The organism is Collinsella sp. BM28 (assembly GCF_054551995.1).
This window is the reverse complement of record NZ_JBTOLJ010000001.1, coordinates 258,870-280,802: the sequence shown is the minus strand read 5'-3', so window position 1 is coordinate 280,802 and position 21,933 is coordinate 258,870. Positions and strand designations below refer to the sequence as shown.

The 21,933-nt window shown below is 59.0% G+C and carries 15 protein-coding genes; 4 read left to right on the top strand and 11 right to left on the bottom strand.

Translation table 11 applies throughout. From position 1 onward, the window contains the following. Position 1: 1 nt before the first annotated feature. Both ACX9NZ_RS01185 and ACX9NZ_RS01180 read right to left on the bottom strand, forming a co-directional pair. Complete coding sequence (locus tag ACX9NZ_RS01185) at positions 2-6,844, bottom strand: Calx-beta domain-containing protein (RefSeq protein WP_459389421.1); 6,843 nt, start codon at positions 6,842-6,844, stop codon at positions 2-4. A gap of 33 nt (positions 6,845-6,877) precedes the next feature. Further along, entirely contained in the window at positions 6,878-7,612 is a 735-nt protein-coding gene (locus ACX9NZ_RS01180) for a hypothetical protein (protein WP_407496595.1), read from the bottom strand. 251 nt (positions 7,613-7,863) lie between these two features. Between ACX9NZ_RS01180 and ACX9NZ_RS01175 the strand changes: the two genes are divergently transcribed. Next, positions 7,864-10,032, top strand: a complete 2,169-nt coding sequence (locus tag ACX9NZ_RS01175; protein ID WP_407496597.1) for a SpoIIE family protein phosphatase — start codon at positions 7,864-7,866, stop codon at positions 10,030-10,032. 215 nt (positions 10,033-10,247) lie between these two features. On the opposite strand, the gene ACX9NZ_RS01170 is transcribed toward ACX9NZ_RS01175, so the two are convergent. The 5 genes from ACX9NZ_RS01170 to dnaK all read right to left on the bottom strand — a co-directional run bounded on the left by ACX9NZ_RS01170 (position 10,248) and on the right by dnaK (position 14,882). Continuing rightward, the gene (locus tag ACX9NZ_RS01170; protein WP_294122992.1) at positions 10,248-10,499 is read right to left on the bottom strand and encodes a cysteine-rich small domain-containing protein; all 252 of its coding nucleotides are present in this window, start codon (positions 10,497-10,499) and stop codon (positions 10,248-10,250) included. A gap of 37 nt (positions 10,500-10,536) precedes the next feature. Continuing rightward, positions 10,537-10,950: a heat shock protein transcriptional repressor HspR gene (locus ACX9NZ_RS01165; RefSeq protein WP_118653442.1), complete on the bottom strand. Its 414-nt coding sequence runs from the start codon at positions 10,948-10,950 to the stop codon at positions 10,537-10,539. Between the two features lie 111 nt (positions 10,951-11,061). Then, the gene (locus tag ACX9NZ_RS01160; RefSeq protein WP_118653441.1) at positions 11,062-12,000 is read right to left on the bottom strand and encodes a DnaJ C-terminal domain-containing protein; all 939 of its coding nucleotides are present in this window, start codon (positions 11,998-12,000) and stop codon (positions 11,062-11,064) included. Between the two features lie 126 nt (positions 12,001-12,126). Continuing rightward, positions 12,127-12,894 (bottom strand): nucleotide exchange factor GrpE, encoded by a 768-nt coding sequence (locus ACX9NZ_RS01155; protein WP_118653440.1) that lies wholly within the window; start codon positions 12,892-12,894, stop codon positions 12,127-12,129. Positions 12,895-12,995: 101 nt separating this feature from the next. Next, the gene (dnaK, locus tag ACX9NZ_RS01150; RefSeq protein WP_407496600.1) at positions 12,996-14,882 is read right to left on the bottom strand and encodes a molecular chaperone DnaK; all 1,887 of its coding nucleotides are present in this window, start codon (positions 14,880-14,882) and stop codon (positions 12,996-12,998) included. A 725-nt stretch (positions 14,883-15,607) separates the two neighbouring features. On the opposite strand from dnaK, the gene ACX9NZ_RS01145 reads away from it, so the two are divergent. Then, positions 15,608-16,261, top strand: coding sequence for a hypothetical protein (locus tag ACX9NZ_RS01145; protein ID WP_118653438.1), 654 nt, complete (start codon positions 15,608-15,610; stop codon positions 16,259-16,261). Between the two features lie 286 nt (positions 16,262-16,547). Next, on the top strand, positions 16,548-16,733 hold the full coding sequence (locus tag ACX9NZ_RS01140; RefSeq protein ID WP_039910702.1) for a DUF362 domain-containing protein: 186 nt from the start codon (positions 16,548-16,550) through the stop codon (positions 16,731-16,733). 136 nt (positions 16,734-16,869) lie between these two features. Here ACX9NZ_RS01140 and ACX9NZ_RS01135 read toward each other — a convergent pair whose 3' ends face one another. From ACX9NZ_RS01135 to ACX9NZ_RS01120, 4 genes are all read right to left on the bottom strand, one after another. Continuing rightward, entirely contained in the window at positions 16,870-17,046 is a 177-nt protein-coding gene (locus ACX9NZ_RS01135; protein WP_330006435.1) for a hypothetical protein, read from the bottom strand. Positions 17,047-17,084: 38 nt separating this feature from the next. After that, on the bottom strand, positions 17,085-17,825 hold the full coding sequence (locus ACX9NZ_RS01130) for a DMT family transporter (RefSeq protein WP_330006436.1): 741 nt from the start codon (positions 17,823-17,825) through the stop codon (positions 17,085-17,087). Between the two features lie 224 nt (positions 17,826-18,049). Continuing rightward, on the bottom strand, positions 18,050-19,438 hold the full coding sequence (locus tag ACX9NZ_RS01125) for a PTS transporter subunit EIIC (protein WP_302742102.1): 1,389 nt from the start codon (positions 19,436-19,438) through the stop codon (positions 18,050-18,052). Between the two features lie 10 nt (positions 19,439-19,448). Then, positions 19,449-20,882 (bottom strand): glycoside hydrolase family 1 protein, encoded by a 1,434-nt coding sequence (locus ACX9NZ_RS01120; RefSeq protein WP_304292432.1) that lies wholly within the window; start codon positions 20,880-20,882, stop codon positions 19,449-19,451. Positions 20,883-21,029: 147 nt separating this feature from the next. On the opposite strand from ACX9NZ_RS01120, the gene ACX9NZ_RS01115 reads away from it, so the two are divergent. Then, positions 21,030-21,869 carry a MurR/RpiR family transcriptional regulator gene (locus ACX9NZ_RS01115; RefSeq protein WP_302742104.1) on the top strand — a complete coding sequence of 280 codons (840 nt, stop codon included), beginning with the start codon at positions 21,030-21,032 and terminating at the stop codon, positions 21,867-21,869. Positions 21,870-21,933 lie beyond the last annotated feature (64 nt).

Genomic DNA, 21,933 nt, shown 5'->3' with positions numbered 1-21,933 from the left:
ATTAGCGTCCCTTCTTCTCATTGCGGCGACGACGCACGTACACGCCCGCAGTGATAAGCACTATGCCCGCCGCGGTGATCACAATAATATAGAGCGGGTTGAGCACATCGCCCATATTGGGCAGGTTTCCACCCACATTACCAGTATTGGAACCGCCGGTGCCATCTGTGCCGCCCGTTCCACCACTCGAAACAACCACACCATCGGTAACGGTCACCTCGATGGTCTTGATGAGCGAGGCGGGCAGCGCATCGTAGTTGTCGACCTCGACCGACACACCACTCGGATCCAGGGCAACCTCGGTGTTCGCAGGCATGACCTTGCCGGTCAACTTGACGGTGCCGCTCTTCTTGGCAAGGAACGTGCCGTCACGCTCAACCTTGGCGATATCGTTGTCAACCTCGTCCCACACGACCTTGTAGCCGTTGATGAGCTCCTCGGAATCTTGAGCCAACACGCCATCCACGGTGAGCGCCAATTCGGCATACTCGCCCGCCTTAACGGCCTCGACCGCCTTGACACCGCCTTCGCCGTCGTCAATCGCGAGCTTGGCACCGAGATTCTTGGCCTTGCCCATAAGGGAGACCTGAGAAGCGGTGGCAGTGAGCGCAATCTCGCCGTACACAATGGTCGCCGAGTTATCGCCCTCATCGATCACACCCTCGTCCGTAGCGGCAGCCTCGGCCTTGGCGGCCTTGGACTCCGGCTCAAGGTCAAGGTAGTAACGACGGCTATCGCGCAATGACCCATCGTCGAGCACCTTGCTCTCGAACGTCGCGAAGTCCTGATCGAGTTCCACGGAGAACTCGGTGGATGCACCGGGCTCAAGGCCCTCCACCGTTACGGTTCCGAGCTCGACCTGGTTGCCGTCCGAATCGATGTAGCCGTATGCGGCGGTGCGTTCGTTGGCGGCCAGGACCGTCTCGTTGGAAATGGTCGCCGAAAGCTCGACCTTGTTACGCTCGAGAACCTCGGCATTGAGCCCCGTGGCGCTCAGCTTAACCGGAACCTGGCCCTTAAACTGCTTGGTGGCGATTTCCTTGCCATCGGCGGTAACACGCACGGTCACGTCGTAGACGCCGGCCTTGCTTACGGGGATGGGCAGCGTGAGCTTAAGCTGCTCGCCGCCTCCGAGCGTGATGAGACCGCGTTTTTGGGTGGTATCGCTACCGTCCTCGAACGTGATGCCACCGTCTTCGGCTCCCCGCGTCACGGGGTCGCTGACCGTACCGAGCACCTCATCCTTGCTGGAATACACAACCGTACCGTTGTTGTCGACGGCCACGATGTTGATCTTCTCGACCCCCTCGAAGCCCTCATTGTGAATCGTCGTGCTCAAGTCGACCACGGCGTCATCGTCGCTCTTGTGCAACGCGCCCTCAACGGCGTCATCAACCGTGATTTCACGAGAAGGCGTGATATGCATGGACGCGAGCTCGGAGGTCGCGGGATCGGGTTCGTACGCCACCACGCCGGTGTCCTCGCCATCTTCGTCAAGCACCTTAGTGGACTTGAGCGTCTGACGGCCGGCAAGCACGTCGATATCACCATCATCGGTCACGGCGAAGTCGAACTCCGCTATGTACTGATCGGCCTTATCGGTGAGCTGGACGGGCGCGGACACCTCGCCGGAGTGCAGATCCTCACGCACGGCAAAGAGCTGGAGCTCCTGGCGGGCCTCATCACCCTCGCCGGCATTAACGCCCTGCGTCCACACAATGAAGTTGTACCTGCCATCGGCGCTGGACTTAACCTGGAAGTTGTCGATGGAGATGAAGTCCGATCCGTCATCAGACTCGGGCGTGGAGCTCACGAGCACCTGCTCGGGCGCGTAGGCGGCATTGCTCTCAGCCTTGTTGATGTAGTAGTACGGATGGTCGGGGTCATCCTCGTTGAGGATGAGGTTTTGGTCCTTGTTGCCCACGAGCGTAGAGATGTCGATACGCTTGATCGAGGTCACATCTTCCATCACCGGGTTCCCGGACTCGTCCGTGACCACCTTGCCCGCTTCATCCTTCTTGGCTTGAGATGCCTGCTCCTTCCAGTAGAGCCAGGTGATGGGATGCTCTTCTTCGTCCGTTCCGAGGTATGTGCTGCGCATGAACTGGATGTCACTGATCTCGGCATTCACGCCCGAGATCATGACCGGATGGTGGTACTCGTTGGTCTCGGCGTTGAAAATCTGCAGATACAGGTTCTGGTCACCGGTCGTTTGCGCCATGCCGCCCTTGTCCAGGCTATAGGCGAGGAGCCCCAACCCGTTGTAGGCGATGGCGTCGGAGTCTTTGACCATACGCGAGCCCGCCGCCGTGGAATCGAGCGGAGTGATAACGGGGTCGGAGGACCAATTGCCGTTCTCATCCAGCGTCTCGGTGATGTCGACCGCCGGCGCAAGGTCAAGGAAGACCTGTCCGTACCAGTCGGTCACGTACTTCTCGTAAAGCTCTTCCAGCTCATCGTCGGAGGCACCGGGGTTTTGACCCTTCAACTTCGCACGGATTCCCGCTTCGGTCTCGGCATCATACGTAGAGACCCACTCGCCGCTCGCAACGTCGTACTCGCGCACAAGGTTCAGCTGATCGGGGTTGAGCAGATCACCCACAACCTCGCCCTCCTCGGGCTTGCTCACCGTGAACTCGCTCTTGGTGTAGTAGAGCTTGATGCGGCCCTTGTCGTCCGCCGTCTCGTAGTACACGGCCTGCGGATCGGTGTCGGCAAAGTGATCCTCATCCGTGTTCTTCGTGATCTGCATCACGTCACCGAGCTTGCCGTCTTTGTAAAAGACGCCCTCGATGTTGAACTGGTTGAGACGATCGCTCAGGTCGGCGTTGCCGTTGAGCTCCTCGCCCGCGCTCGACCAAGCAATGAGCACACCCTTCTCTCCCGCATCGGAGATGGTGGGCACCTGATCCTCGGTGCCGTCATCGTTCAACAGCACCGGCTTGGACCACGCGGAGCCATCGTAAACGGAGTAGTACGCACCCATCTTGTTGGCATCATCGCGGCCGGGCACCACATCGAGGAACGCGGCGAGGTACATGCCGCTGCCCAGATTGCACAAGGAGATGTCGGAATCGGTGAGGAAGCCCGTCTGCAAGACGTCCTCATCCGCGCTCTCCGCTGCCTTGAACGCGTTGAAGAAGCTCATGCCGCCGCTATTCCAGCCAGAGCGGTTCTCGGCATAGGAGAAGTCCGCCGCATCGGCCCCATCGGTGCTGGTGAACAGGATGTTATCGGCACTCATGCCCTCGTCGATGGCATTCATCATCGCCGCACTCGCCCGTGCCTTCGCCTGGGCGTCCGCCGTAGACCACTCGTGGCGCCATGTCTTGGACCATACGGGGATACCGATGCCCAGCACCACGAGCTTCACCTTGGGCGTGAGCAGCACCTCACCGTAGTCATTCCAGTTTTCGGAGTCATAAGCGGTGCGGTTGCCCACCTGCACAGTGAGGGCACCTTCACCGCCAATCAAGTCGCCCAGGAACTCGGCGCGCAGCGAGCCCAGAACGCGAGCATCGAGCCCAAAATAGCCCTTGCTGTCGATGTTCTCGTCGAACAGGAGGTTTATCGCGGCGTTGTCCTCAACGAAGTACCCTTCGTCATCCGGATCGTAGAAATGCCACTTGACACTTACGCCGCTCGTGCCGTTGGAGGAGTCCCCAAAGCCAAACTGCAAGTTGAACGTCAGGTTCACCGGACCAACCGGGACCTTCCACTCCTTGTTATAACCGGCCGAGGCATCCACCATCATCAAGTAGTCACTAAACTTGAACTCGCCCTTGCGGTCGCCCGTGTCCTCCATAACCATGTCGTAGATGATGCCCAGCGAAATGTCGAAAGACCAGCTCCCGCTACCAAAGAACGCGATGTTGTCGTTGGCATTTATGCTATATGCGTTCGTATTCACTTCATCGATGTTCGCAATGGCCTGCTGCAGCGTCTTGTAGACCTCGCTCTCGGCATTGGATCCCTGGTTTTGGAACCCGTTGCCAAAGCCAATGAACATGAGCTGATGCTGGGCGCCGGTTTCGTCCTCATAGGTCCCCGCGTTGGCGGAGAGCATATCGAGCACGAAGTCGTATCCCATGGAGATACCACCGACCGCCTTGAGGAAGAGGTTGTCATCTTCCTGCTTGATGCCCTCGTAGTTAAAGGTATAGACGCCTTCGGCCTTCTTGCCCAAGATCACGCTCGTCTGATGCTCGAAGTACCCATTGCCCTTAGTGTCGAAAAGCTTGACCGTCATGGAATCGCCCACCGACAAGTTGAGCGTCTGCGGATTGAGCTTGAGCTCCGCCGTGGCACCGTTAAACGTGGCCGTCTGCGTTTTGTCATCCAGACGATTGCCGCTCTTGTCGTAGAAGTAGAACTCCGCCTTGCCCGGCGTGACGCCCGCAGAACCGGTTGCGTTCACCGTAAAGGTGTACATAGCGTCCTCGAGCAGCACCGAGGAGGCCTTGCGCTGCTCATAGATATCGTTGTTGGACATATCCTTCTCACCCGTATTGGTGAGCTTGTAAATGGAGCTGTCCGACACCTTGAGAGCATCACGCTCGTCGACGTCGATGTAGAAGTCCTTGACGGTGTCCTGAGATATCGCCACGTTGCTCATCATGGTGAGCGAATCGTAGGTGAGAAAGGCAGAGACGTAGTCGCTCTTGTTGAACACGGGGTCGATGGTGTACGTGCCGCTCTGGTCGGTTTTGGCGTTCTCACCGCCCACGTCGAGCTGAACGCCCACGGCGGGCTTGCTCGTCTGCTTGGCGTTAGTCGAGAACAGCGGCTTTTCCTGGATATAGACGGTACCCGTGACGCCCGCCTTCTTGCGGTCGTCTTGCACGTTCTTAAAGTGGTAGTTCACCACTTCGTCACCGTAGTACGGGTCGAACATAAAGGCATTGCCCGTCGATGACTGCTTCTGGCCCGTCGTGGGGTCGGTATAGGTCCAGATGGTGCGCGTGGAGTACGAGATGCCATCGACGACGGTGCCCTCCATGAACCCGTCGCCCTTCATGACGCGTGCCACGTAGGAGTTGCCCGCGATCATCTCGAGGCTATCGCGCAGCGTGAGGGGCTGCTCGTAGTTGGAAACGCCCAAGGGCTCGCTAAGATTATCCGGGTCGTACACGGCCACGGCACCCCAGGTGGCGTTGACCGCATCCGCCTCACTCGGCGTATACTCGTAGGTAAGGGTTGCGTCATCGTGCATGGCCTTGAGCGTCATGCTGTCGTCATCGATCTTGAGCTTGCTCACCGTCAGCTTGAGGCCACCGTCACCGCGATAATCCTTCACATGCGTTTTCACTGTTTTGAATTTCGACCAACTGAACTTCGATTCATACCGGGAAATGGCCAAGGGCTTGACCTTCTGATCGGTAGGGCATTCAGCCGTAATCGTCAGCGTGTCAATCTGCGTCGCCTCGAGTTTGTCGCCTGCCTTGAAGCCCTGGCTCCCGGATTTTCTACCCGAGAAGTCAATGGCACTCGCATCCTGCGTCTCGAACGTCACCGTTGCAGAAATTGCCTCATAGACAGGTTTGACGCTGATCTTGAATTTGTTGGTTTCCAGCTTGCTCTCGTAATTTTTACGCAGCTCGTTGAGATCGCTGTAATGCAAGAAGGAGCCGCTCGTCTCACCGATCTTGTCTTTACCCGCGTAGATCTCGTACTTTTTGATCCGCACACCGTCGGTCATGTTGTCCGGTCGCAGGTTGACGTAGCCGTCATGCGCGACGGTCGCGTCCTTGCTCTTAAAGTCCCCGTTGATCGCGTTGACCTTGAACGTTGTGGACTTTGTCGTGGACGTATAGTTCCTGCCTACGAGCGTCTGCTCGAAATCGGACTCATTCATCGTGACGGTGTAGCGCGGGTAATAGTACGTTAGGTACTCGAGCCTTACGCGGCCATGGTAATTGGTTCCGTCGGTGTTGACCTTGAGATAGAGACCGCCGGTCTTGCTCTCGTTATATGTGATGTTGAACTGCTCGGTGTACCACACGTCCTTGCTGTCGCAATCACGCCCATTGATCATGGTGCGACCGCCGAATGCCATGCTCCAGTTCTTGTATGCGGGAGTACCGAGGAACGACCAATTGGTGCTTCCCCACACATTGATGCGGGCGACGATGCGGGTTGCCTCATCGGACAGATCGGTGTTTTTATAGGTGAAGGAAGCCGAGGCATCCACACCATCGGCACTGGCAGTCCACCAGGGATCGACACGAACACCGTCATACACGACGCCATTGTGCTCATAGCGCGGAGCAGCCACGGCGTTAACGGCGGCGGGCTCGGCCGCCTTTTCATCATCCTCGCTGGTTGCCATGGGGACTGCGGCATTATCGGTGGCGTCGTCCGCCGCATCCTGAGCGCCTGCTGTCGCAGAAGCCGCGTCGTCGCCAATCTTCACAATGGTCTCGGCGGCGCCGTCGATGTTGGTGGAATCGGCGTCCAAGCGCACGGTGAACTCCGTGCCCGCCTGGGCGGTCTCTTTGAGCGGGATCTGAATGGTCTGCTCGGTTGCGCCAGAGGCAAAGGAGACGACGCCGTTGTCGACCGCCTCGTAGGAGGTCTCGGGCGTGGCGGTACCCGCCGCGGTGCCCACCACGGCACCGGCGTAGTAGTCCTTGCCGCTCGTGCGCACCACGGTGAGCTCGGCATACTCGGCACCCGGCTCGACGGTGACTACGGAGTCCTTCATGGCGAAGGCGATGCGCTCAGCTTCCTCATTGTCCTCGATGGTGACCGTGTGCTGCATCTGCCCGCCCAGTACACCCACGCTGGCGGAGCCGAGCATCAGCTTGAACGCCTCGTCGCTTTCGGCACGATCGTCGTCTTTCACGGAGATGCGCACGGTTTTAACGTACTCGCCCGGCTAAAACGTGAGCGTACCCGTCGCCCCCGGCAGCTCGCTCGCAATGCCGTTCGCCGCCTCGACGGCAGCAACCGGGGCAATGCTCTCCTCGTACTCGCCGCGCCAGTCGGTACGCTTGGTGTCCTTGCCGGTTTGGATGGCGTACGCATCGCGCATGGAGCTGATGCCGTCTTCACCCTGAGCGGCGTCGGCATTCACGTCGGCAGAGGGCTCGGAAGCCTCCGCCGTCTCATCGGTGCCGGTAGCGGTGAAAGGAACTTGCTCCTCTTGTGAAGAGGAGCCGGCTTCGGAAGAGGAGGCGTCCGTCGCATCGTCGTCACCTGTAGCGGCATCGGATGCGGTCTCGGCATCGGCACTCGCGGCGTCCTCGGCAGCTGCAGTGTCGGCGTCCTTGGGCCCCTCCTCACTCAACACATCCTTGACGAGGCCGCGTGTGGTATAGACCTCGAAGTCCTCGCCATAGGTGGCCGTGAGCGCGAACACCTTGACGTCCACGGTTGCCTGGGCAGACGTGTCGCCCCAGCGGACGACCCGGACTTCGCGATCGCTCTCGCCTTCCTTAATCGAGGTATTCGCCTCGTAAAAGGCGAAGGCGCCAGCAGGATAATCCTGCGTCTTGGCAGCGAGCTCGGCTTTGAGCTCATCGGTTTTAGGAGAAACCGTAATGCCGTTGTTCGCCGCGTACGCCGTCAGCATTCCGCCGGGTGTTGCTTGGAACAGCAACAATGCAGTCATTGTCGCCGCCAAAATCCTCCGTGCGCGTCCACACCCCATAATGCCTCCCCACGAGCCATTCCTCCACAATCGTCTTTTAATTATCTGTGAGGGGGAGGGTAACTTTTTTTGCAATTGCAATAACGGGAATGAATGACTCCTCACAAGGAATGAACGACCTGAAACGCGTGGGGGGGCTGCGCCTTGCGTACAATGGACGCAAACGCGGCGGGCCCCTGTGTGGCGCTACAACCATGTCCTGAGGAGACCGTATGCTGCCCGGCACCCTTCATCCAACGTCCGCCCCCATGCGCCTGCGCGCGTCTCACTTTCTCCGCACTGCCATGGGCTGCTGTATCGTGTACCTCGTGATTCTCGAGGCGTTCCTTGCCGTCCCCGCATTCAACGGCGTGACGCAAATCCGACCTGCTTCGGGGCTGGGCCCAACACTCGGCCTGATGTTCGGCCTACCCGGAGCCTTTGGCTGCGCCGTGGGCAACCTCATCTCAGACATCCTTCATTTCCCCAACGACCCATGGCTGCCGGCGTACTTTGTAATCCAGCTCATCTACGCATATGGTCTGCGCGCCTGGTGGAACATATTGTTTGGCAGCGACGCCGCGCCGCGCCTCGCCTCCGCTAAACATCTCGTTGCCTTTTTGATCGGAGCGATGCTCGACGCCCTTCTCGTGACGCTGCTGCTCCTGCCCCTCGAGGGAGACACCATGCAGGCCCTCAATATCCACATGGTCCATTTGTTCAACAATTTCCTCGCACTAACATATATTGCCCCGCCCACCATGCTCCCGGTTCAACGTGTGAGACGTGATCGCGGCGAACGCAGCCTTTCTGAGCGATTCGTCCTTGTAGCCCTTTTCGCTGCAGCCATCGCGAGCATCCTGTGCGTCGCGATTATGTTCGCATTCAGAATCCAAGATGGCAACACGGTCGCAAACTCGGCTCTCGATGAATCGCTTGCCTTCATCTATCCGCTGCTCACCACCGTCACCATCTGCCTCTTTGGCCTCGCCTGCGCCATGCTCGCCATCATTGAGCACGCGCTCGCCCAGCCGTTAAATGAATTGGCAATCGATGCTCGCACCCTTGCGATGCGCATGGATTCCACTGGCCCGGAGCGCATGCGCGACGGTGAGCTCGACATCCGCCTTACGTCCAGCCACGTTCTGGACGAAATCGCACTCGTGGCGCACGAATCGAATGAGATGCGCCACGCACTTGCCACCAGCATGATCGAAGCCCAAACCTCCGCACGTGAGCGCGAGCGTATCTCGACGGAACTCGGACTCGCTTCCACTATTCAGACGAATGCCCTACCGCTTGATTTCTCCGACCTCGAAAGCACGTACAGCGCAAAAATCGATGCCATCATGCGTCCCGCCCGTACGGTCGGCGGGGACTTTTACGATGTGTTTCCGCTCGATGACCATCGTCTGTGCGTGCTCGTTGCCGACGTGTCGGACAAAGGGGTCCCTGCGGCGCTTTTCATGATGCGCGCCATGGCCGAAACGCGCGAGTGTCTACGTTCCGCCTCTACGCTGGGAGAAGGTCTCTCCCATGCCTCCTCGCACTTGTGCGCCAACAACGATGCCATGTTGTTCGTGACGATGTTCGTCGTGGCCCTCAATGCGCGAACGGGTAATATCGAGTTCGCAAATGCAGGGCACAATCTGCCCATGCTGCTTTCCGCCACGCATGGCAACCGCTGGCTCAAGGCCAAGCCCGGACTTCCCTTGGGCGTGATGGAGGACTTCTATTACGAAACGGGTCGCTCGAAGATCTTGCCGGGAGAGCAGGTCGTTTTGTACACCGACGGGGTAACGGAAGCGCGTTCCGCCGCTGGCGAGCTATTCGGCGATCGACGACTCGAAGACGCGCTCAATGCGGCAGGTTCGGACTCCCCCGTAGCGATAGTTGAGCGTGCCGTAACCTCATTTTCCGAAGGTGCTGAACAGGCGGATGACCTTACCGTATTGTCGCTCTGCTGGCTGCCCGAAACCGCCTGCGGCACTTTTGCTGCCGATGCGAACCTTTGCATGGATGTCTGCGAATTCGTTCACTCGCACATTTCCGACGCCGCGGTTGAGAACGCGGGCTTCAATCTCGACCTCATTGTCGAGGAGCTGTTCGTGAACGTGGCCACGCATGCCTACGAAGGCGCCCCGTCTTCCAAACGGGGTGTGGATATCTTCGTCGCCGACGATGTGTCCAACAACGTGGTGCATATTCTGTTGCAAGATAGCGGTGTGGCGTATGACCCCACCCTGCGAAAAATCAGCGCGCTCACGGGTGCCGAGCGCCTGGAAGACCTCGAGGTCGGGGGCATGGGGCTCCTGCTCGTCCGCAAGCTTTCCGATTCCATGCGCTACGAGCGCTTTGGCGACCACAACATCCTGCATGTCACCAAGCACTACGGGCTCTAGCAGCGCCCGCCTTCGCGTTCGCTAGCCGTCTCCGCGACGCTCATGCAGCACATGTTTCATGCAAAGGCTGGCCGGACGGCTGAAATCACCCGGCTACAGTGCCTTTTAGATCCTTTTAGTTTCTTTTAGCAAACTGGATGCGCTTTTAGTCGGTTTTAGTTTCTTTTAGCAAGTTTTAGCTTACATGACCGAAGGACGTCCCGCGTTCAATGGGGTCACTCCGCCAGGCGCCCCATAATGTAGTCGTAGTTCTCGCGGCGATGCGGCAGCGTGCAGGCGCTGCAATCCTTGATGCGCTCACCGTTTGCCCCATCGATGTAGGCGAAATTCCCGCCGCAGGCATCGCCTAGCCGGTACAGCGGACAAAAACAGAACAGGCAGTTGAGGTCCGCCGCCGACATGTCGTGACAGGGATAGAACTCGCAGGTGGAGTGGTTGAAGAACTTGTACGACTCCGTGCTGGGCATGCAGAGCCCCTCCTAACGGGCGGCCTCCCGCGCCAACCTACAAATCACCGCCGCCGAGAAGGCCGCGCAGGACCTTCTCGGGATCCGCGGACCCGTCGCGCGGGGCGAGCGCAGTGATGCGCTTCTGCATCTTGAGCTCGTGCAGCTCGTCCTCGAGCTGGCGCACGCGCGCACGGAGCTGTTCCGCCTCGCGCTCGCGCTCCTGGGCGCGCTCCTTCATGTCAAGGATGCGCACCACGCCAGCGAGGTTGATGCCCTCGTCCGTGAGCTGGTTGATGAGCTCGAGGCGTTCGATGTCGGCTTGTGAATACAGACGTGTGTTACCACCCGAGCGCTTGGGGTTCACCAAGCCCTTGGACTCGTACACGCGCAGCGTCTGGGGGTGCATGCCCGTGAGCTCCGCGGCCACGGAAATCATATACAGCGGTTTGTTGCGGCTCTCCTCGGACATGCTTCCCCCATCAAATCGATCTTTCGAGTCCTATTGTACGCGGCGCGCGGCGGGACTCAGCTGCCCGGCGCACGCAGATGTGCAAAGACGCACCCGCCACCACATTACACGTTAGAGTTTGGTGCGATAGTCGCGCTCATCGGAATCGCGTAGCTTTTCCAAAGCGGTGCGCTCTTTGTCGGTCAAGCTCGTCGGGATCTGCACGGTCACGTTCGCCAACAGGGCGCCCATGTGACCACGGCGCTTGGCGTCGGGCATGCCCATCTCCTTAAAACGGAAGCTCTTGCCCGTTTGCGTGCCCGCGGGCACCTTGAGGCGCAGTTTCTTACCCTCGGGCGTGGGGATGTCAACCGAGCAGCCGAGCGCGGCCTCGTACATCGAGATGGGCACCTCGACCGATACATCGGCGGTCTTGCCGCGGCGCTTGAAAACCGGATGCTCGGCAACATGGAATTCAATGAGCATGTTGCCGCGCGGGCCGCCGTTCACGCCGTACTCGCCATGGTTCTTGTAGCGGACCTTCATGCCGTCATAGCAGCCAGCGGGAATCGTCACCTCGATGGTGTCGCTCTCGCCCGTCGACGGAATACGGTGCGTCACGCTCCTGCGGGCGCCGTGCAGCGCCTCGTCGAAAGTCACATCGATAACGGCCTTGAGGTCGCTACCCTTGCGCGCCCGGCGCGCGCCCCCACCGAACATGTCGCCAAAGTCGAACCCGGTGGGGTCGGAGCCGTACGCGCCACTCACCCCTTCGCCTCGGAACATGCTGCCAAAGATGTCCGCCATCGAGGGACCGCCCGCTCCGCCCGAATATGCGTAGCCGCCCTGCCCGGGAATGCCGCCGAACTGCAGCATCATGTCGTACTCTTTGCGCTTCTCGGGGTTCGAGAGCGTCTCGTACGCCTCGGAGATCTCCTTGAACTTGGCCTCATCGCCGCCACGATCGGGATGGTACTTCTGCGCGAGCTTGCGAAAAGCCGACTTGATGTCCTTATCGGAGGCGTTCTTCGATACGCCCAAGACATCGTAGAAGCTCTTAGATGAAGGCATGTGAACCCTCCCTTCTTAAAAAGGGCCCCGGGCTATCGTCCCAGGGCCCCGCCTGATCAATCGAAAACGCGTGCCGCGTGGACCCGTACTGAGGGCCCATCGAACACGCGCAGGTCGAAACGCTACTTACTCGGCCGATTCCTCGGCCTGGCCTTCCGCAGCGTCGGCCTCGGGCGCCGGCGCGGGGCGCTTGTCGCCGCCGTAGGTCACGGTGACCATAGCGGGACGCAGCACTTTGCCGCCCATCCGATAGCCCTTCTGATACACGTCGTTCACGGTCTCATCGTACTGAGACGCGTCCTCAACGCGACCGACTGCCTGGTGGATATTGCAGTCGAAGGCCTCGCCCTTGGGATCGATGGGCTCAACGCCCTCGCGGTCGAACACGCCGAGCAGCTTGGCGCGCACGGCATCGACGCCGTCGACGAACTGCTTGAAGTCCTCGGCCATCTCCTGGCTACGCGCGTGATCGAGCGCACGCTCCATATCATCAACGACCGGAAGCAGGGCCTCGACCAGCTTCTCGGTTGCACGGGCGCGCTCGTCCAAGCGCTCCTGCGCGGTGCGACGACGGTAGTTCTCCCAATCGGCCTGCAGGCGCGCGTGACGGCTCACGGCGTCGGCGGCCTTGGCCTCGGCTGCCGTCTTGGAATCCTCGGCAGCGGCAAGCTGCTCGCGGAGCTCGGCAAGCTCTGCCTCGACCTTCTCGTACTTGAGCTTGAAGTCGTTGTCAGCAGCCTCCTCGCCAGCGCGAATAGCGGCTTCGACCATCTCTTCCTCGGTCATCTCAGCAGGTTCCTCGGCCATATCGGCCTCCTCCTTCTCAACAACCAGTTCGGCGGGCTCAGGTGCCTGATCGGACGCCTCCACGGCATCCTTCACGGGTATCTTCACGTCCGTCTCCTTACAGCCTAGGCGGCCGACTCGCCAGCTGGCAGGCCGGCCGCCCCTTTCATCCATGTTTACCGCGGGTTTTGGACTCGCGGGCGGGGAACCTACTCCTCGTCGTCAACGACCTCGTAGTCGGCATCGACCACGTCGTCGGAAGCGGCGGCGCCGTCAGCACCCGCGCCGGCGGCCTGGGCATCGGCGTACACCATCTGAGCGAGCTCGTAGGCGACGGACTGCAGAGCCTCGCCGGACGCCTTGATAGCCTCGATGTCGGAGCCCTCAAGCGCCTTCTTGGCGTCCGCGATGGCGGACTCTGCCTTGGACTTCAGGTCGCCGGAGACCTTGTCGCCGAGCTCGGCGAGGGTCTGCTCGGTGGAGTAGCACAGGGAGTCGGTCTGGTTGCGGGCCTCGACCTCCTCCTTCTGCTTCTTGTCCTCCTCGGCGTGGGACTCGGCGTCCTTCACCATGCGATCGACTTCCTCATCGGAAAGCGCGGTGGAGCCGGAGATCGTGATGGACTGCTCCTTGCCGGTGCTCTTGTCCTTGGCGGAGACCTTCACGATGCCGTTGGCGTCGATGTCGAAGGTGACCTCGATCTGCGGGACGCCGCGACGGGCGGCCGGGATGCCGGAGAGCTGGAACTTGCCGAGGGACTTGTTGTCGCGGGCAAGCTCGCGCTCGCCCTGGAGCACGTTGATCTCGACGGAGGTCTGGTTGTCGGCAGCCGTGGAGTAGATCTCGGTCTTGGAGGTCGGGATCGTGGTGTTGCGGTCGATCATCTTGGTCATGATGCCGCCCATGGTCTCGACACCGAGGGACAGCGGGGTCACGTCGAGCAGCAGGATGCCCTCAACGTCACCGGTGAGCACGCCGCCCTGGACCGCCGCGCCGTTGGCGACGACCTCGTCCGGGTTCACGGACATGTTCGGCTGCTTGCCGGTCATGTTCTTGACGAGCTCCTGCACGGCGGGCATACGGGTGGAGCCACCGACGAGGATGACCTCGTCAACCTCGGAGAGGGAGACGCCCGCGTCGTTCAGTGCCTTGGTGACCGGAGCCTTGCAGCGCTCGAGCAGGTCACGGGTGATCTTCTCGAACTCCGCGCGGGTGAGGGTGTAGTTGAGGTGCAGCGGGCCGGACTGGTTCATGGTGATGAAGGGCAGGTTGATAACGGCCTGCTGAGCAGCGGAGAGCTCCTTCTTAGCGTTCTCGGCGGCCTCCTTCAGACGCTGCAGAGCCATGGGATCCTTGCGCAGGTCGACGCCGTTCTCGGACTGGAACTTGTCGGCCATCCAGTCGATGACGCGCTGATCCCAGTCGTCGCCGCCCAAGTGGTTGTCGCCGTTGGTGGCGAGAACCTCGAACACGCCGTCGGCGAGGTCGAGCAGGGAGACGTCGAAGGTACCACCGCCGAGGTCGAAGACGAGGACCTTCTGCTCCTTGTCCTGCTTGTCGAGGCCGTAGGCGAGCGCGGAGGCCGTGGGCTCGTTGACGATGCGCTTGACGTCGAGGCCGGCGATGCGGCCGGCGTCCTTGGTGGCCTGACGCTGGGCGTCGTTGAAGTACGCGGGGACGGTGATGACGGCCTCGGTGATGGGCTCGCCAAGGTACTTCTCGGCGTCGGCCTTCATCTTGGAAAGGGTCATTGCCGAGATCTGCTCGGGGGTGTACTCCTCACCGTCGATCATGACGACGCAACGGCCGTTGCTGCCTTCCTTGACCTCGTAAGGCACGGTCTTGAGCTCGTCCTGGACCTCGGAGAACTTACGGCCCATGAAGCGCTTGATGGAGAAGACGGTGTTCTTGGGGTTGGTGACGGCCTGGTTCTTAGCGGCCTTGCCCACGATGCGGTCGCCCTCGGCGCGGAAACCGACGACGGACGGGGTGGTACGGTCGCCCTCGGCGTTCACGATCGTGGTGGGCGTGCCGCCCTCGAGAACGGCCATCGCGGAGTTGGTGGTGCCCAGGTCGATACCGAGAATCTTGCTCATAGTTACTTCCCTTCCTTGGGTTGCGTGGCGCGCGTTCGCGGATGCTCACGGCGCTTCTGCGTTTTGCTCATGGCATAGTGTATCCCCTTATGCGGCGACTTATACAAAATCTAAGTCAATTCATATAAGATTTCTTATTTTCTTAAACTTAAGTCTTCTCTGCAGCCTGCTAACAGATGTTTTAGCGGGCCCCATAGGCTCAATGCCCCACCCACGGCACACCCGCCGCACCCCACTACGCACCCGAGGTGGTCCCAGTGTTCGCTTGGCGCGCGTCCACACGCCCGCGGCACGCTCACACATGCTCCACACACCCAATGCAAGCTCCGGATGGTTTCCACACGCCCAAACCGCATGCAAATACGCAAATGTTGCCTCTTTTTCGTCAAACCCAAGTAGACGCCCGAAACGCACGCCTGCAACCTGCGCTTTTAGTCTGGATGAGACCTTCTGTACTCGACAGTCCTCAATAAAGCTCAACATTTGCATATTTGCACCCCCTTCTCCCGATAAATGAGATGTGCGGACGATTCGCCCTGTACAGTCCCAGCGATCGGCTGCAGACGGAGCTCGAAACGCACGGTTTGGGGACGTGCAGTGACGGATGGACTTGCGTGAGAGACCAAAATGGAAGTCCAACAAGCCTTTGGACCCGACCGCCCCTCATTACGACGAGCGACCTTGAACAGTTCGCCGCGGGCCTTCGAGGCATCAGAGGGTCAAAGATGTTTGAACAGGCCGTTAACTGCGTGAGCGGCGTCACTGCCTCGCCTCTAGAAGCTCAGCTGTCGATGTTGCTATGGATGAGCTGCGACCTCGGTGGATGGGGTTATCGAAACTTCGAAAACAACTACCGCATTGTCTTGTCGAACAATGCAAAGACTCTCATCGATACTGACCATGCCGAAGTTGACATGCGCGTGCTTTCACCCGACGGGACTAAAGAATGGATGGTCGAGTGCCAAGGCAAGGTCATCCACGATCGAGTTGGCGCAGGGACCAGAGACTCGCTGCGCGCCACCGCCCTCCAAACGATGGGGCACAGCGTAACTATGGTCACCAGCGACCAACTTTCCGACTCTGACAAGTTCAACGCGCTTCTAGACTTGCTCTCTGCGCAGCTAAATATACACTGGCCCGAAAAGACCTCTAAGCAGGTTTTTGCAGAAGACAAACTGCGCTCTGAAATCTTTGACGACTGGATCAAGCTGGCAGATGAACCTTCTGCTACCGAACGGGCGCGGCGATACGCCGAAAACAAGGCAAGGCGCGCGCCGGGCCACTTTCTAAAGCGCAAAAAATGCCCCAACGGCATGGGAAAGAGAGGCAAATACACAAATGTTGAACGAAAACCATCTGGACATAGTAGAGAGAACTGAGACCAAGCGTTCTACCTGCAGTTTTTTCAACGGGATTTCTTTGTCTACTCCAAGGTCTTTCATTTTGGCCAACATTTGTGTATTTACAGGACGAGCGGATAACCCTGCTGCCGATTTGTAGAGACCGGCTCCATTCGCGTTGTTGGTCAACTTTGGCTTACTCGGCGAACGGTCGATATTGTCCGGTCCCAAGGCTTGCATTGAAGGAGCCGCGTGGTATCTTTCTTTTGAGAAAGACCCGTTGCCTCTTCGCCTGTGGCACCGGGCGCAACAGAGGAGGTTTATCATGGCTCATCCGATTATTGATGCTGACGAGTGCATCGCCTGCGGCGTCTGCGTTGACGCTTGCCCTGCCGGCGTTCTCGAGCTGAACGACGTCGCCACCGTCGCCGACGAGGATTCCTGCGTCGCCTGCGGCGCCTGCCAGGACGCCTGCCCCGCCGGTGCCATCACTGAGATCGCCGAAGACTAGTACAGGCCTGTCATCATCGCCTCGCATGACCAAGGCCCGACCCCGCAAGGGGTCGGGCCTTGGCTTTAACCGATCATCTCGCAGCTCAGAAGCGAAACCGATCGCAACCGAACCCTTCCCTCGCACCTACGGCGCACTACACGGAACGGACCCTTTCCAGAAGCTTTCTGCGCTGAGCCGCCACATCGATGCTCATTATACCGATGGAAGCCAGGACCAAACAGACGCCGATCAGCTTTCCCATGCCAAACGGCTCTCTGAATATGGCAACGCCGAGTATCACGGCCGTCACCGTTTCGAACGTGGCGATCACGGGGACCTTGGATGCCTCAAGCCCCTTTGAGAGCCCAGTCATATAAAAAAGTACGCGAGGACCGTTGGGAACAAGCCGAAAGCGGCTGCGACCCAGTAGAACCCGGATGGCATGCCCCCAGCTATCTTCGCAAACGGGTTCGCGAAGGCGGACAAAAGGGCGCCACCGGCCACAAAGCCATAAAATACGACAGTGAGCGGCTGGGCGTAACGTGTTGCCGCCTTGCTGAACATTGTGAGCAGGCATCCCATCAAGCCAGAGCAAACGCCCGTTCCAACTCCAATTGGGGATATCGACTCGATCTCGAGCGCGCCGCCCGTGACGGCAAGTGTGCAACCCGCGACGTTGAAAACAAGTGAGACGATTTTTTGATTGGTTATCCCCTCGCCGTATAGTATGCGACCGAGCACGATGCCAAACATAGGAGACGTGCACATGAGCACCGAAGAGGTTGACATGCCAATATGCTCTATAGATATATAGTAGGTTGCGCTGGACAGGGCGAGGCCAAAAACACCAACAAGCGCGCTCCAAAACAGCCCTCGAGGTGAGATCAGGAAAAACCGGAGGAGCCCCCGTCTTCCTGCCTTCTCGAAATCCTTGCCCGCCCCCATCGCCAAGAGAATCGGGACGAGAAATATGCTGGCGACGAACATTCTGAGCGCCGCGACCTCCATCGCAGTCAAGCCCATTTGACCCAGCGCACGCGAAAAGACGCCTACACTCCCCCACAGCAGGGCGCCAAGCAGGACAAGAAAATATCCAAAACGAACTTGCATCCACAACCTCCATGGTTCGCATGCAGAGGCTTCGCCATATAAAAGCTCCGTCCTCGACGCACGCATCGAGGACGGAGCATATGCCCCGATCTTCAGCCGGCGAAGTGCAGGCAGAGCTCTCTCAAGCGGACCGCCATCAACAAAATCAAACGGTCACGCCACGTGAGCGGGCCGGCCAATCAACCAGCCAAACGGGAACCCAAGCGAACTGTTCCTCAGGTAAGTTACTTCTCAAACTTGGCTATGATCACCCGCGTCGCGATGAAAGACACCGTGATGCTCACCGCGGCGACCACACAGGCGAGGAAGAAATTATCCATACCGCCGTCCGGGGCGATGAAGATCAACGCCGAGAGCAGACCGGGACAGGCGCCGGCAACGTACTCAACGAGCCCGAAAATGCCGGCGATGAGACCACCAGACAGGGCGCCGATAGCAGTGCCAAGAAGCAGACGGGGACGCTCGATGAGCGCGCCGTAGAATCCCGGCTCGGTAACGCCGCACAGCGCGGTGATGCCAAAGGTGGTCACCATGCCCTTACGAGCAGAATCTCCCTTGATGGTGCTCGCAAGCGCCAGGCAGGTAGCTCCGATGCACAGGTTCGAAATGAAGCCGAAGATAATAGGCGCGTATCCAAGCTGGGCAAGGCTATTCACTTCGATTGCGATAAAGGCCTTATCGAGACCAAGCATGACGAGGTACGGGTTGATCGCGGCAAATATCGGAGTGGCGATCACCGCGACATGCCCCATAAGCCACGTAACGGCGTCGCTCAGCGCGTAACCCATCATGGAACCGACAGGACCGAGAGCCAGAAGCGTCACGGGGACAATGATGAACATGGTGAGCAGCGGCTTGACGAACAACTTCACAACATCGGGGATGACCTTCTGCAGCAAGCGGTCAACCGCGAACATGAACACGACGCCGAGCACGATGGGCACGACAGTTCCACCGTAGCCGATCGCCGGAATAGGCATCCCGAGAAAATCGAGGCCCTCAACGCCGCTGATCGACGGGCTCACCATGATCGCGCCGAGAAGCGCGCCCATGATCGGCTGCATCTTGAGAATGGAGGCAAGCTGATAGCCAATCCAGACGGGTAGGAACGTGAAGGCCGCGTCGAAGATCGCCAGCAGCACCTGCGCCGTGCCGCTATCGGTGCTAAACCCGCAGTAATTGACCAGGAGGTTCTTAATGGCAAGGATCAGACCGCCGACGATAAGCGCCGGGACGATGGGCATGAAGATCTGGGCGGTGATGTTGCCGAATTTCTCGACAATGCCGACCGCACCGTTGCTCTTCACCGAGGCGGCCATGTCGGCGATCGTGCCCTCATCGTCTGCGACGACACCTGCACCGAAATCGATGCCCGCGACCTCGAGGAAATCGTTGTATGCCTCAGTCACGTTCGGACCGATGATGACCTGCAGCTGGCCGCCGCTCACCACGGCTCCAAGCGCATATTCCGCCTTCTTGACCGCATCGAGGTCGATTGCATCGAGCTTCTTTACATCAATCCTCAAGCGGGTCGCGCAATGCGTGACGGACGAGATGTTCTCCACACCGCCAATCGCGGCAAGAATAGAGTGCGACATCTTCTCGTATTTCATTTCACGCCTCCTATTCGCTTTGATTTAGATAGCCGTTGATCAGATCGCGATACCAATACCAGCTCTTTTTGGGAACACGCTTCAGATCATTGTCGAAATCGACTCGAACCAATCCGTAGCGCTTCTGGTAACCGTTGATCCAGCTGTACAAATCCATCGTTGACCATACGTAATACCCGTGGACGTTTGCACCCTCCGCGCGAGCGCGCATCATGTGCTCGATAAACTGATCCAGTACCTCGATGCGCTCGTCGTCGTGAACCATGCCCTCGGCGTCGGGATCCTCGTAGGCACCGTGGCCGTTTTCCGTGATGAACATCAGCGGGTTGCCGTAGCGCTCCGCGATGTCCATGATCGTGCTGTACATGACACGCGGAAGAATCTCGCGTCCCCACTTGTTGCGGGGAACATTCGGATCGCACGTAGTCTGATACAGCGGTGCGATCACCTTCCCCTCGAGCTTCTTGCTCGCTCCGCCCTTGTTGTTGGCGGAAACCTGGGTCGCTCCACCGCGCCAGTCCGTTGCGTACTCGCGGCAATAGACGTTCAAGCCGATGTAGTCGCCAACGCCTTGGGCAAAGATCTCCTCGTCGCCCGGCACGCGATACAGCAAGACGTCGAGCTTTTGGAGCATCTCGTCCATTTCCTCGGGAAGCCTGCCCTGCAAACATGGAGCGAGAATCATGCGATTCGCCATGAAGTCGGCACCGCGGAACACCTCCTCGGGATGCTCCGCAGCCGGATCGACCTCGACCACACCGCCGTCGTGCACGACGCCGATGATGCCGTCGCCGCCCATCTCCCGATATGCGCGTACGGCCATGGAGCTGGCAAGCATCAGGTGGTACTGATACTGCATAAAGGACTGCATGTCGAGGGATCTGTTGGGCGGGTAGTTGCCCAGCATATTCGCGCAGTAGCTATAGAAATGGGGCTCATTGATGGTTGCCCACACCTTCACGCGGTCGCCAAAGCGCTCAAAGCAGATCTTGGCGTAGTCGCAAAACCACTTGGCGACATCCGCATTGAGCCAGCCGCCCTTGCAGGCCAGGGCATAGGGAAGGTCATAGTGGAACAGCGTGGCATTCGGGACGACACCGTACTTGACGCAACAATCGATCACGCGATTGTAGAACGCGACGCCATCCTCGTTGACCTCACCGACCCCATCGGGCAAAATGCGGCTCCACGCGATAGAGAATCGATAAGTGTTCTGGCCGCCCTCTGCCAACAGCCGAATATCCTCCTCGTAACGATGATAGAAATCGCACGAGACGTCGCCGTCGACGTTATTGATGTTCTTGGCGCTCGTGTGGTTGAAATAATCCCACTCGCCAAGCCCCTTGCCATCCTCGTCCCAAGCACCTTCGCACTGATATGCCGCCGTGGCAGAACCCCACAAGAAGTCCGGTAACTGCAGATTCGCGTGTCCCTGAACATTCATGCGACCATCCTCCCCTCCTTTTACGCAGGCGGTTTTCCCGCCCTTTTTCGAACATGGCGCCATCTGATTTGAAGTATAGAAAAGGAATTTGCCTGCTATGATTCATAAAATGAACCACTGTTTGGAGACCGTTCGCGAGGGGTCATCTTGAGCAATCACGGCTTTGGCCTGCTAAACATCATCAGTTCAATAATCAACGAGGAGCGCGACGGCAACGATGTCGCCATTGCGCGCTACCTTATTTCCAACCTCCGCAATTCCGAGGCCATCAACGTGAGCGCCATAACAGAGCGCGCGCACGTGACGAGATCGGCTGTTCGCCGTTTCTGCAACCGCCTTGGGTACCAGAGCCTGAGCGAACTCAAGAACTCTTTTTCTCAACTGGTCTTCCCCTCGGACTTCAGGCACCGCGACCCTAATCTCAGCTTTAACGAATATCGTGCTGAGCTCGATATTCGCATGATGGAGATGTATGCGGAAGTGGAGAGCAGAATATCCGATGCCCTTCTCGACGAACTCGCATACGAGATAGCCCAACATCGCAATGTCGAGCTGCTCTGCACCAACAATGTGAGCGGAAATCTCATGCGCTTCCAACAAGAGATGTTCTTTGCAGGAAAGATCGTGCGCCTCAACACTCAAGACAACGGTAAGCCGCCGATGCGCGTCGAGACCTACCACGATTCCCTGGTCATCGTGGTTTCGGTCTCGGGCATGTTCGCACGCGAACTTGACGAACGCATGTGGGGACGAACGGCGAAGAAGGTGCTCATCACGGCGTTTTCCAGCAAAGACACCGCTTCGCGTTTTGATAAGGCGTACTACCTGAGCGGGCGAGGAGACGGCATCGATGAGCTAGGGGTTTACTCGAAGTACGCCATCACGTACCTGTTTGACCTTCTTTCTTCCCGCTACATCACGAAATATAAAACGCCGGGAAACCCCCTCTTCGGTCCAACGGTTTCTTGGCCGGAAATGATCGAGTGAGCTAAACCTTTATACCGCCCAGCGCTCCAGATATTTATCGAAATGAAGAGGCTACGAGTGCAGC